This window comes from Venenivibrio stagnispumantis (assembly GCF_900182795.1).
Lineage (GTDB): Bacteria > Aquificota > Aquificia > Aquificales > Hydrogenothermaceae > Venenivibrio > Venenivibrio stagnispumantis.
Map to the genome: position 1 here is coordinate 51,637 of NZ_FXTX01000003.1, position 12,860 is coordinate 64,496.

Genomic DNA, 12,860 nt, shown 5'->3' on the forward strand with positions numbered 1-12,860 from the left:
GCCATTACAGAGTTAAGAATTAATAGGGAGATTAGAGCAAGAGAAGTAAGACTTATTGATGAAAACGGCCAAAATTTAGGTATAGTTCCATTGGAAGAGGCTCTTAGAAAAGCAGAAGAGAAAGGGTTAGATTTAGTTGAAATTTCACCTAATGCAAATCCACCTGTATGTAAGATAATGGATTATGGAAAATACAGATTTGAACAAAAGAAAAAGGAAAAAGAAGCAAAGAAAAAGCAAAAAGTTCAAGTGGTTAAAGAGATAAAGTTTAGGGTAAATATAGAAAACCATGATTACCAAACAAAAATAAAACATATTAGAGAGTTTATACAGGAAGGTGATAAAGTAAAAATATGGATATGGTTTAGAGGCAGAGAAAATATTCATCCTGAAATTGGGGAAAAATTAGCAAATAAAATAATTGAAGATTTATCAGATATAGCCATGGTAGAAAAACCACCGGTTAAAGAAGGAAGAAATATGTTATTTACACTTGTTCCAAAGCAAGAGAAAAAATAAAAATAGGCAGGCTTTTAAGCCTGCTCTTCTATACCAAATTCTTTTATTTTTCTCCAAAGGGTTACTCTGTTTATTCCCAGTATCTTTGCTGCTAAACTTTTATTACCATTTGTTTGTTTCAAAACATCTTTTATTTTTTCTATCTCACTTTTTTGTTGATTTGATTGTTCTTTTATAAATATCTCTTCCGGCAAATCATTTATATCAATGACTCTTTTTTTGGCTAATATAACAGCTCTTTCTATTATATTTTCCAGTTCCCTTATATTTCCGGGATAATGGTAATCAAGCAAAGCTTTTATAGCTTCAGGAGATATTCCTTTTATGCTTTTATTATACATTTGGGAATATTTATCAATAAAAAAATTTACTAAAAATGGAATATCTTCTTTTCTTTCTCTAAGAGGTGGTATGGTAAGTGAGATTACTTTTAATCTATAATATAAATCTTCTCTAAAATCTCCTTTCTTTATTGCTTCTTTTAAATCTTTATTTGTAGCAGCAACTATTCTTATATTTACTTTTCTTGTTTTTGTATCTCCCAGTCTTTCAAACTCTTTTTCTTGGATTAGATGAAGTAGTTTAGATTGTAGATAAAGTGGCATATCTCCGATTTCATCTAAAAATAATGTGCCTCCATCTGCTAATTCTACTTTGCCCGGTTTATCTCTTACTGCACCTGTAAAAGCACCTTTTACATAGCCAAATAATTCACTTTCAAGTAGATTTTCCGGTATGGCTGCACAATTTATTTTGATAAATGGTTTATCTCTTCTTGAAGATAAAGAATGAATATATCTTGCAATAACATTTTTTCCTACACCGGATTCTCCCTCTAAAAGCACAGATGCATTTGTATCAACTATGGTTTTTACAGTTTCTAAGATGTATATCATCTTAGGATTTTTTGATACAAGCCTTCCTTTTGCTTCTTGATTTAACATACATTCCGGAATCACATAAAAAGAGATTAACCTACCTTTATCTTCTTTTAAAGGCGTAGATAAAAGAGAAACTTTTATATTTCCCAAAGCCGGAGTATTTATATATATATCTTCTCTTTCTTCAGGTAGTTCATAAATTTTTTTACTAAGTAAAAATTCTATATTCATTCCTTTTATGTCAGATAATTCTTTGCACAGTATCTGCTTAGCATTATGGTTGTAATCTATAATATTCCCAATTTCATCAACAACCAATATAGAATCTACAATAGAATCTAATATTTTTCTGCTAAACTCTTTCTCTTTTTTTATCTGCTTTAAATAGTTAGATACCTTAGTATAATCTCTAAATTCTTCTAATATCCCTATAACTTTATTATTTTCAATTACAGGGGTAATGGTATGACAAACTGTTAAATCACAACAATTTAATTTTATATCAAAATTTTCCCTTTTATTTTTATCCTTTTTTATATCTTCTAAAGGACAGTTTTCACATATAGAAAATAAACCTACGCAACTCTCTCCTTCTTTCTTTTTTATTAATTTTTTTGCAGAGCTATTCATAAATATAATTTTTTTATCTAATCCTATAAATATAACTGCTTGAGAAAGGTTATTTAAAACTGAAAAATCCATTTTACCACTCTGTAGGAATCTTTCCCATCATTCTTAAAGATTCTTCAAATGGACCCATATACTTCATTGCAGTTATCATTGAACCTTTAAATTTTAGCTTTTTTGTTAGCATGGCTGCTTTTGGTCCCATTTCTCCTTTTGCTAAAGTCTGCCAATCTTTATATGTAGCCCACATTTCAAAATCATACTTACTATTATTATCGGCTTTTCCGGCTTCTGTTGCAACCCCATTTTCTACTTTCAAAAATACAGCCTCATTTTCATTTCCATCTATATAATATTTTATAGAAGCAGAAAAATTTTTTAAGTCATTTTTAAGTTTTTCATTTTTATTCCATTCTTCTTTATATAAATTAATCCATTCTTCTGTTAAAAATTTAGCCATTTATTTTTTCCTCCATTATCTTAAATAAAAAAAGGGGCTAATAGCCCCTTTCTGATATAACTTTATCAAGAGAGTAATGCTTTAAAAACTTCATTAAAAGATACTTCATCATTTTTTACAAATACGCCTTTATTTCCTGCTACACATACAGAATATTTTGGTCCGGTTAATGCCTATCCAAGAAGTGGTGTCCATTCTTGACCTGAAAAAGCAGTATATCCATCTGTTTGCATTTTTGCCATTGCATTATTTGCAGCACACATTTGAGCTGCCATTGCAGCTTCTTCTTCTGTTATATCTCCTTCAAAAGCTACAAGATTTCCTTTTTCATCAAATTCTCCGGCAGCGAATACACCTTTTATTTTCATTAAATCTTTTAATGTAGCCATTTTTCTTACCTCCTTATTAAATATATTTTGAAAGTGTTTCAAAGGTTTTGTCAAAATCTGCTTTAGAAAGTTCAACAAATACCCCTACATTGCCCATAATACATGCTGCATATTTACCTCCAGCTACTGCAAAACCTTGCACAGGATAAAATCCATCTTTACCGGTGTAAGCACTCCAACCTTTTGCTTGCATATTGCCCATTGCTTTGTTTGCTGCACACATAAGAGCCGCTATTTCAGCTGCTTTCTCCGACATGTCTCCATAATAAGATAGAAGTCTTCCATCTTCTGCAAACTCTCCTGCTGCAACTGCACCCGGAAGTTGCATTAATTCTTTTAGCTTTGATAATGTTGCCATGGCTAAAACCTCCTTTTAAAGTAGTTGTATTAATTTATATGCAAAAATTATGCCAAATATTGCAAGTTATTGAAAATTCAATATTTTTTATAAAAAGATTAAAATAAAAAATGTTGCATTTTTGTTGCATTGTTACATACAGTGTTGCATAAGCTGAAACAAATTGAATTTTAAGAAAAAATAAAAGAAAAGCCCCCTTTATTAGGGGTTATATTTGAACAGAATATAAAAAATAATGAGATAACATCAGATTTTATTATTATTGCAATAGGAAAGCATGAGGTACCCTTATAGATAGTAAAAGGTAATCAAATATAGTCAAAAGATTATAAAAAATTATATCCTTCTACTATCTTGCAGAGTACCCGATTTTGCCTGCTACCCATTATTTGCAGTGTCTCCACTACAAACTCACGGGATACTTCCAATAACTCCTTTAACTTTAAGTTTGTCCATTAGTGGCAAAGCCACTATTTAATTTTTGATTTTTTTGTTTTTTTTCTTATAAATTCCCTGCTATAATATTATATAATCTTTCGCTATAGTTTCCAATAAGTTTTATAAAAATTAAAAACTATATAATAATATTCTAAAAACTAAAATGAAGGAGAGATAGATGGTTGAACTTCTTAAAGATTTTAGAAGGGATTTATATTGTGGTGAAATAAATGAAACTAATATAGGAGATGAGCTTAGAGTTGTTGGTTGGGTTGATACTATTAGAGACCATGGGGGTGTTTTATTTATAAATTTAAGAGATAGGGAAGGAATTGTCCAAGTTGTTTTTGACCCGGCAATTACTACATCTGATACTTATGAAAAAGCTAAGCATCTAAAATCTGAATATGTGATAGGTGTAAAAGGTAGAGTTTTTAGAAGACCGGAAGGAACTGAAAATCCAAAAATGAAAACAGGAACTATAGAGATAAAAGCCGATTATTTGGTAATACTAAACAAATCAAAACCTCTTCCTTTCCAAATAGAAGATGATATAAAAGTTAGTGAAGAAGTAAGATTAAAATATAGATACCTTGATTTAAGAAGAAATAAAATGCAAAGAAATATAATATTAAGACATGAAGTTTATCAGGCTACAAGAGAGTTCTTAGTAGGTAATGGATTTATAGAAGTAGAAACTCCAATGTTAACAAAAAGCACACCGGAAGGAGCAAGAGATTTCTTAGTTCCTTCAAGACTTGAAAAAGGTAAATTTTATGCATTACCTCAATCCCCTCAGTTATTTAAGCAGATTTTGATGGTTGCTGGTTTAGAAAGATATTTTCAGATAGTTAAATGTTTTAGAGATGAAGATTTAAGAGCTGATAGACAGCCGGAATTTACCCAGATAGATTTAGAGCTTTCTTTTGTTGATGAAGAAGATGTAATGGCATTATCAGAAGGTTTAATCCAACATATCTTTAAAAAAGTATTAGGTATAGATATAAAAATACCTTTTAGAAGAATGAGTTATGAAGAAGCAATAAACAAATACGGCACCGATAAACCGGATTTAAGATATAGCTTAGAACTTATAGATATTACAGATATAGCAAAAGAAGTTGAGTTTAAAGTATTTAGTGATGTTGCAAATAGCGGTGGATTAGTTAAAGGTATTAATATAAAAGGTGGAGCTGTTTTTTCAAGAAAAGAGATAGATGAGTTAACAGAGTATGCTAAAAAATTTGGTGCAAAAGGAATGGCTTGGATAAAGCTTGAAAATGGTCAGATAACTTCACCGATTTTAAAATTCTTTACGGAAGAACAGAAAAATAAACTACTACAAAGAATGCAGGCTGAAAATGGAGATTTACTTATATTTATTGCAGATAAAAAAGATATAACCCATAAAACTCTTGGATTTTTAAGAAAACATATAGCAGAAAAAATGAATTTAATACCGGAAAATAGATGGGAATTTTTATGGGTTGTGGATTTTCCTTTATTTGAATGGGATGAAGAAGAAAAAAGATTGGTGGCTATACACCATCCATTTACAAGCCCAAAAGAAGAAGATATAGAAAGGTTAGATGAAGCATTATCTGATGTAAATCTTGCTTTATCTTTTAAATCAAGAGCTTATGATATGGTTTTAAATGGAGAAGAAATTGGGGGTGGTTCAATTCGTATCCATATACCGGAAGTTCAGGAAAAAATATTTCAGCTTTTAAATATTTCGCCGGAAGAAGCAAAAGAAAAATTTGGATTTTTAATAGATGCTTTAAGCTATGGAGCACCACCACACGGCGGACTTGCTTTTGGTTTAGACAGAATACTTGCTCTAATGACAGGTTCAGAAAGCATAAGAGATGTTATAGCATTTCCAAAAACTCAAAAAGGTATATGTCCTCTTACCGGAGCACCTGATTATGTTCAGGAAAAACAGCTCAAAGAGCTTGGAATTAAAGTAGAGGAAGAAGAGTAATTTTTTGATTTTTATCATACAATTGTTATGAATTATTAATAATAATTATTATAAAATTTATGAGGTTTTTAAAATGGAAGGTCAAGATAAAGAACAAACCACATTAAATCTATATATACAACAGATGGCTAAACATCCTCTTCTTACTCCGGAAGAGGAAAAAGAGCTTGCAATAAGAGCTAAAAAAGGAGATAAAGAAGCTTTAAAAAAATTAGTTGAAGGAAATCTTCGTTTTGTTATAAATATAGCTAAAAATTTTATGGGTTGGGGTGTTCCACTTGTTGATTTAATAGCAGCCGGAAATCTTGGTCTTATAGAAGCAGCAAAACGTTTTGACCCTGATAAAAATGTAAAATTTATATCTTATGCGGTATGGTGGATAAGACAGGCAATTATGCAAACGATTTTTCAGCAAACCGGAGCTGTCAGAATACCTATAAAAGAATCTTTATTTATAAGTAAAGTTAAAGAGACCTATGATAGATTAAAAGAACAGCTTGAAAGGGAGCCTACAATAGAAGAGCTTGCAAAAGAGTTAAAAGTAAGTCCAAGGAAAATAAAAAATGCATTGGCAGTAGTTAGAATGCCTGTTTCCCTTGATATGCCTATAGGAGAAGAAGGGGAAGAGATGACCCTTCTTGATGTCCTATCAAAATCCGGCACAGAAGATATTGAAAAAGAATTAATAGAAGAATCATTACATAAAGATTTGGAAAGTTTGTTAAATGCATTAGATGAAAGAGAAAGAAAGATTATAGAGCTAAGATATGGTCTTACAGGTGAAGAACCGAAAACATTAACAGAAGTAGGTGATGAGATAGGAATATCAAGAGAAAGAGTTAGACAGTTAGAACAAAGGGCTTTGAAAAAACTTAAAAATCTTGCTATGAAAAAACATCTTAAAGATTTTCTTTCATAAAACTTAAAATATCAAGTAGTTTGTCTATATCTTCATATTTATGACTATAAGATATAGTTATTCTAAGTCTTGAACTACCTATTGGCACAGTAGGGGGTCTTATTGCCTGAATAAATATATTGTTTTTAAGTAAATAATCTCTCCATATTAATGCTTTTTTCTCATCTTTTAAAATTATTGAAAATATAGGTGTATTATGAAACTCTATATTAAACCCTATTTCTTTTAATCTACTTGCAAAATATTTTGATTTTTCAAATAATTCTTTTCTTCTAAATTCTTCTTTTTGCATAATTCCTAAGTTTATAAGAGATATAAAATTTTGAACCGGAGATAATGCAGTAGAAAAAATAACAGGTCTTGCTTTATTAACAAGAAAATCTATTAATAATTTTGAGCCGGATATAAATGCTCCAAAACTTCCTATGGCTTTTGATAATGTGCCTACCTGAATTATATTTTCATCAGGTTTAATATTAAACTCAAATAAACTTCCTTTTCCATTTCCTATAACACCGGTTGCATGGGCATCATCTATAATTAAAACTGCATCATATATTTTTGCTATCTGATATAACTCTTTTAAAGGAGCTATATCTCCTTCCATACTAAAAACGCCATCTGTGATTATAAAAATATTTCCTTTCGTTTTATTTTCTTTTATTTTATTTTCAAGGTCTTCTATATCTTTATGTTTATATATAAATTTTTTTGCTTTTGATAATCTTATTCCATCTATGATTGAAGCATGATTATACTCATCACTAAATATAATATCTTCTTCTGTTGTGATAGCTGATATTAAGCCAATATTTGCCATATATCCAGTTCCTACAACTATTGAGCTTTCTGTATCTTTCAGATTTGATAGATTTTGTTCTAATTTTTTTTGTATCTCATAATAACCGCTTACTAATGCAGATGCTCCACTTCCAACCGGTAAATCTTTTATAAACTCTTTCAATTTCTGTTTTGTATATTCATTATCTTTCAGTCCAAGATAATCATTTGAGCAAAAATTTATAATATTTTTATCAAGGATAAATCTTTCTCTATATAAATTTTTTTCCTTTATTTGATTTAGGCTATTTTTTAGATATTCGTTAAATTTCATTCTTTACAAAATCTGCAAAATTTTGCAAAAATTTTAAACCTGTTGTTTGGCTTTTTTCAGGGTGAAACTGGACAGCCCAGATATTATCTTTTTCAATTGCAGAGCAAAAATCTACTCCGTAATCTGTATAAGAAGCTATAACATCTTCTTCATCCGGAACTGCATAATAAGAATGGACAAAATAAAAATAATCTCCTTCTTTTATATTTTTAAACATTTTATCTTTTTTCTTTATCCAGACTTGATTCCATCCCATGTGTGGTATTTTTATATTTAGTCTTTCATCAAATCTTATAACTTTACCTTTAATTATTCCAAGTCCTTCATGTTCTCCAAACTCATAACCATACTCAAATAATATTTGAAGTCCAAGGCATATTCCAAGATAAGGTTTTCCTTGATTAATTGCCTGTATAATTTTATCTTTTAAGCCAAATCTTTCAAGGTTATGTATTGCATCTGCAAATGCTCCAACTCCGGGAACAACAATTGCATCTGCTTTATCTATATCTTCCGGATTAGATGAGCGATTAACCTCAAGACCTACTTTTTGAAGAGCTTTTTCTACACTCCGTAAATTACCCATTCCGTAATCAACGAGCATTATCATGCTTCTAAAAGCCCTTCTTTTAGATTTTTTACAAGCTCTGCAATTCCTTTAAAATCTTTTTGAGCTTGGAGTTTTACTACTGCACTTCCTACAATGACTCCATCTGCAAATGTTGATATTATTTTTGAATGTTCTTTTTTTGATACTCCAAAACCTACTGCAACCAGTTTATCAGTTATTTTTTTTATATTTTCTACATTTTGTTTAAGTTCATCCCATGGTAAATTTTCTCTTTCTCCGGTTATCCCTGTAAGAGATACATAATATATAAAATCATCTGTTAATTGGGAAATTAATTTTATTCTTTCTTCATTAGATGTAGGTGCTGCTAAGAATATCTGGGATAAACCAAAGCTATTTGCTATCTTTTTAAAACTTTCTGATTCTTCCGGTGGTAAATCGGGAATGATAAATCCATCTATTCCGTTTTCTTTTGCTATCTTGCAAAACTGCTCTTCTCCCATTTTGAAGATTAGGTTGTAATAGGTCATAGCAATAAGTGGTATTTCCGGATATTTTTCTTTTATTCTTTTTGTTAGATTGAATATATCTATTGGTGTAATTCCATCTTTTATGGCTTTTTCATGGGCAACTTGAATTGTTACTCCATCTGCTACCGGATCAGAAAAAGGTATTCCAACTTCTAATATATCTGCTCCATTTTGGATTAATGTAATAGCTGTTTGAAAGCTATCTTCTATGGAAGGAAATCCTCCCATAAAATATGTAATTAAAGCCTTATTTTTAAATTTTTCTTTAATCATTTTCTTTCTCCAAACTTTCAAATATATAGCTCAGTAGTTCTTTTATTCCGGTTCCTTCTTTTGCAGATGTTAAAAATACAGGTTTATCTTTATCAAGATTTAGCTCTTCTCTTATTATTTTTGTTGTTTTTGCTTTTTCTGATTGGTTTAATTTATCTGCTTTTGTTGCTACTACAATATAATTTAATCCAAAACTTTCAAGCCAATCTTTCATTAATTTATCTAAACTTGTAGGTGGATGCCTGCTATCTACAAGCATTATTACATATTTTAAATTTTCTCTATTTAAAAGATATTCTTCTATCATTTTTTGCCATTTTTCTTTTTCTGCTTTTGATACAGAGGCAAAACCATATCCCGGTAAATCTACAAAATAGATTTTATCATTAAAAGAGAAAAAATTTATTAATCTTGTTTTTCCTGGTTTTGCACTTACTTTTGCAATACTTCTTTTAAAAATAGCATTTAAGAGGGAAGATTTTCCTACATTAGACCTTCCGACTATGGCTATTTCAGGTTTATCCGGTTTTGGATAATCTTTTATGTTTGTAGCACTTTTTACAAATTCAACTTTTAAGGCTGACATTTTAGCTTGCTTTTTCTATTATGTATAATGGCTCTTTTTTCTTTAAAACAACATCTTTATCTATGATTACTTTCTTCAATCCTGTTTGGTGTGGTGCTTCATACATAACATCAAGCATTATATCTTCTATTATTGCCCTTAATCCTCTTGCTCCGGTTTTTCTTTGGATTGCTTCTTTTGCTATCTCTCTAATTGCATCTTCTGTAAATTCAAGCTCTATACCATCCATTGCAAGAAGATTTTTATATTGTTTTATCAATGCGTTTTTAGGTTCAGTTAATACTTTTACAAGAGCGTCTTCATCAAGCTCTTCAAGGGTTGCTATAACAGGAATTCTTCCTATAAACTCAGGTATTAATCCGAATTTTATTAAATCTTCAACCTGAACCTGAGAAAGTAAATCTTTTTCTTCTTTTTTATTTTTTATATCAGCTCCAAATCCTATGGATTTTTTACCAAGTCTTTGTCTTATAATATCTTCAAGTCCTACAAATGCTCCACCAAGTATAAATAATATATTTGTGGTATCTATCTGTATAAATTCTTGATGTGGATGTTTTCTTCCACCTTGAGGTGGAACATTTGCTATTGTGCCTTCTAATATTTTAAGTAATGCTTGCTGGACTCCTTCTCCTGATACATCTCTTGATATAGAAGGATTTTCTCCTGATTTTTTGGCTATTTTATCAACCTCATCTATATAAACAATACCTCTTTCTGCAAGCTCTACATCATAATCAGCATTTTGTAATAATTTTGTAAGAATACTTTCTACATCTTCTCCAACATAACCGGCTTCTGTTATATTTGTAGCATCTGCTATTGCAAAAGGAACATTTAATATTTTTGCAAGGGTTTTTGCAAGCAATGTTTTTCCTGAACCGGTAGGTCCTATTAAAAGTATATTACTTTTTTCTATCTCTACATCTGAGTTTTTTATCTTATCCTTTGAGTACAATCTTTTATAATGGTTATAAACAGCTACTGACAATACCTTTTTTGCTCTTTCCTGTCCTACAACATATTCATCAAGTATCTTTTTTATCTCTTTTGGTGTTGGAAGCTTAGATATATTTTTAAATTTTCTTTCTTCAAGCTCATTTTTTATAATTGTTGCACATTCATCTACACAATCATCACATATATATACACCATTAGGTCCTTCTATTAGAACATTAACTTCTTTTTCTTTTTTTCCGCAAAAAGAGCATTCTCTTTCTTTTGCCATATTATTATTGACCTCTTTTTTCTATAACTTTATCTATTAAACCATACTCCATAGCTTCATAAGCAGACATAAAATAATCTCTCTCTGTATCTGCTTCTATTTTTTCTATTGGTTGTCCGGTATGTTTTGCAAGATATTCATTTAACATTCTTTTTAATCTTAATATTTCTTTTGCATGTATTTCTATATCGGTAGCCTGTCCTTGAAATCCACCAAGTGGTTGGTGAATCATTATTCTTGAGTTTGGAAGTGAATATCTTTTTCCTTTAGCACCGGCTGAAAGTAAAAATGCTCCCATAGAGGCTGCCTGTCCTAGGCATATTGTCACTACATCTGGTTTTATATAATTCATTGTGTCGTATATTGCAAAACCGGCAGTTACTACACCACCGGGAGAGTTGATATACATATATATATCTTTTTCAGGGTCTTCTGCTTCTAAAAATAATAGCTGTGCAACAATTAGATTAGCCACATGGTCATCAATAGGTGTTCCAAGTAGTATAATTCTATCTTTCAGTAATCTTGAATATATATCGTAAGCTCTTTCACCTCTTGGTGTTTGTTCAATTACTATAGGCACTAATTGGTTTAAAATCTTATCCATTACTTACCTCTTCTGCTTGGTTTTCTTTTTCTTTTAATTTTGCTTCATACTCTTCCTTAGATAATTCTTTAATATTTGCCTTTTCTATTACTTTGTCAAGGGCTTTTTGTCTAAGGATATCTGATTTAATGCCTTCTATCATCCCTTTTTCCTGTAAATACGCTTTCATGTCTGAAGTAGATACATCATATAATTTAGCCAATTCTTCTATTTTTGCATTAAGTTCTTCTTCTGATACTGATAATCCTTCTTTTTCTGCTATTTTATTTAAAATAAACATAATTTTTACATTTCTTTCTGCAGATGCTATCATATTTGGCTTAACTGCTTCTATCATATCCCTGTTTGGTTTTATTCCATAATTTTTCAATTGGGATTCATATCTATTTAAAAGAGCATTTGCTTCTATTTCTAATAAAGACACAGGGACAGGGAAATCATAATCTTGGGCTAATTTTCCTAATATTTGGTCTTCTATATTTCTTTTTCTAGCTATTTGTAATGCATTTTCTATAATTTCTTTAATTTTTTGTCTTGCTTCTTCTACATTTTCACCAAGTTCTATGGATTTTACAAACTCATCATTAAACTCCGGTTTTACTTCTTGTCTAACTTCCAATATCTTAATATTTACAGTTGCTTTTCCTATTTCTTTTCCTTCTGGATTGTATAATGGAACATTTTCAAGTTTTACTTCATCTCCGGCTTTTTTTCCTATTAATGCATCTTCTATTTCTTTTCTGAGCATTCCGGCTCCAATTACTGCTTCAAATATATCTTTTTCTTCAGAGCCATCTTCTGCTACTATATGATATTCTATTTCAACTTCATCACCTATTTCTATTGCTTTGTCTGCTACTTCATACGTTATATTTTCTTCTAATATAGAATCTATTTCTTTTTGGATATCTTCTTCTGTAACTTCTACTTTTAATGTTTCTACTTCTATATTTTCATAATCTTTTAATTCAAATTCCGGTGCAACTTCAAATTCCACTTTAAACTTTAATTTTTCATCATTTTCAAGCTCAATTTCTCCAAATGATATTTCTTGGGTTACAGGTTTTAAATTTTCTTTTTCTAAAATCTCATTTAGATATTTTCCTATGTATTGTTTTGCAGTTTCTTCTTTTATTAAATCTTTATATCTTGCTTTTACTATGCTTTTTGGAGCCTGTCCTTTTCTAAATCCTTTTATTTCTGCATTTTTAGTTAGCTCTCTTATAATTTCTTCTACTATTTCTTTAACTTTTTCTCCTTGGTCTTCAATTGTTAATGTTCTAACTAAATCTTTGCTTTCTACTACTACGTTCATTCTTACTCTCCTTTTAACATTTTTTTTGAAAAAAATAATATATCATAAATAAAGCCAAAAA

Annotated in this window: 13 protein-coding genes and 1 pseudogene; 3 read left to right on the forward strand and 11 right to left on the reverse strand. The window is 30.0% G+C overall.

Translation table 11 applies throughout. The annotated features are described in order from the left end of the window. Nucleotides 1-18: 18 nt before the first annotated feature. Nucleotides 19-519, forward strand: coding sequence for a translation initiation factor IF-3 (infC, locus tag QOR43_RS02055; RefSeq protein WP_486680539.1), 501 nt, complete (start codon nt 19-21; stop codon nt 517-519). A 14-nt stretch (nt 520-533) separates the two neighbouring features. Here the strand turns inward: infC and QOR43_RS02060 are convergent, their stop codons facing one another. The 4 genes and pseudogenes from QOR43_RS02060 to QOR43_RS02075 form a co-directional block, all read right to left on the reverse strand. Continuing rightward, nucleotides 534-2,102: a sigma 54-interacting transcriptional regulator gene (locus QOR43_RS02060; protein WP_265133933.1), complete on the reverse strand. Its 1,569-nt coding sequence runs from the start codon at nt 2,100-2,102 to the stop codon at nt 534-536. A 1-nt stretch (nt 2,103) separates the two neighbouring features. Then, nucleotides 2,104-2,487, reverse strand: coding sequence for an SCP2 sterol-binding domain-containing protein (locus QOR43_RS02065; RefSeq protein ID WP_265133934.1), 384 nt, complete (start codon nt 2,485-2,487; stop codon nt 2,104-2,106). 65 nt (nt 2,488-2,552) lie between these two features. Further along, nucleotides 2,553-2,876, reverse strand: a pseudogene (locus tag QOR43_RS02070) (DUF2173 family protein). A gap of 16 nt (nt 2,877-2,892) precedes the next feature. Then, nucleotides 2,893-3,234 carry a DUF2173 family protein gene (locus QOR43_RS02075; protein ID WP_265133935.1) on the reverse strand — a complete coding sequence of 114 codons (342 nt, stop codon included), beginning with the start codon at nt 3,232-3,234 and terminating at the stop codon, nt 2,893-2,895. 616 nt (nt 3,235-3,850) lie between these two features. Between QOR43_RS02075 and aspS the strand changes: the two genes are divergently transcribed. Together aspS and QOR43_RS02085 are read left to right on the forward strand one after the other, a co-directional pair. Next, nucleotides 3,851-5,656 (forward strand): aspartate--tRNA ligase, encoded by a 1,806-nt coding sequence (gene aspS / locus QOR43_RS02080; protein ID WP_265133936.1) that lies wholly within the window; start codon nt 3,851-3,853, stop codon nt 5,654-5,656. A 73-nt stretch (nt 5,657-5,729) separates the two neighbouring features. Next, entirely contained in the window at nt 5,730-6,575 is an 846-nt protein-coding gene (locus QOR43_RS02085; protein ID WP_265133937.1) for a sigma-70 family RNA polymerase sigma factor, read from the forward strand. Here the strand turns inward: QOR43_RS02085 and bioF are convergent. The 7 genes from bioF to tig are packed head-to-tail and all read right to left on the reverse strand — an operon-like array spanning nt 6,556 to nt 12,799. Beyond that, complete coding sequence (bioF, locus tag QOR43_RS02090) at nt 6,556-7,689, reverse strand: 8-amino-7-oxononanoate synthase (RefSeq protein WP_265133938.1); 1,134 nt, start codon at nt 7,687-7,689, stop codon at nt 6,556-6,558. The two genes, QOR43_RS02085 and bioF, sit on opposite strands and share 20 nt — an antisense overlap. Next, nucleotides 7,679-8,299 (reverse strand): imidazole glycerol phosphate synthase subunit HisH, encoded by a 621-nt coding sequence (gene hisH, locus QOR43_RS02095; RefSeq protein ID WP_265133939.1) that lies wholly within the window; start codon nt 8,297-8,299, stop codon nt 7,679-7,681. The genes bioF and hisH overlap by 11 nt, the downstream gene beginning before the upstream one ends. Continuing rightward, nucleotides 8,296-9,063: a tryptophan synthase subunit alpha gene (gene trpA / locus QOR43_RS02100; protein ID WP_265133940.1), complete on the reverse strand. Its 768-nt coding sequence runs from the start codon at nt 9,061-9,063 to the stop codon at nt 8,296-8,298. The genes hisH and trpA overlap by 4 nt, the downstream gene beginning before the upstream one ends. Further along, nucleotides 9,056-9,649 (reverse strand): ribosome biogenesis GTP-binding protein YihA/YsxC, encoded by a 594-nt coding sequence (yihA, locus tag QOR43_RS02105; protein WP_265133941.1) that lies wholly within the window; start codon nt 9,647-9,649, stop codon nt 9,056-9,058. Before yihA ends, trpA begins: the two co-directional genes overlap by 8 nt. A 1-nt stretch (nt 9,650) precedes the next feature. Further along, complete coding sequence (gene clpX, locus QOR43_RS02110) at nt 9,651-10,877, reverse strand: ATP-dependent Clp protease ATP-binding subunit ClpX (protein WP_265133942.1); 1,227 nt, start codon at nt 10,875-10,877, stop codon at nt 9,651-9,653. Between the two features lie 4 nt (nt 10,878-10,881). After that, the gene (clpP, locus tag QOR43_RS02115) at nt 10,882-11,484 is read right to left on the reverse strand and encodes an ATP-dependent Clp endopeptidase proteolytic subunit ClpP (protein WP_265133943.1); all 603 of its coding nucleotides are present in this window, start codon (nt 11,482-11,484) and stop codon (nt 10,882-10,884) included. Then, nucleotides 11,477-12,799, reverse strand: a complete 1,323-nt coding sequence (gene tig / locus QOR43_RS02120; protein ID WP_265133944.1) for a trigger factor — start codon at nt 12,797-12,799, stop codon at nt 11,477-11,479. The genes clpP and tig overlap by 8 nt, the downstream gene beginning before the upstream one ends. Nucleotides 12,800-12,860 lie beyond the last annotated feature (61 nt).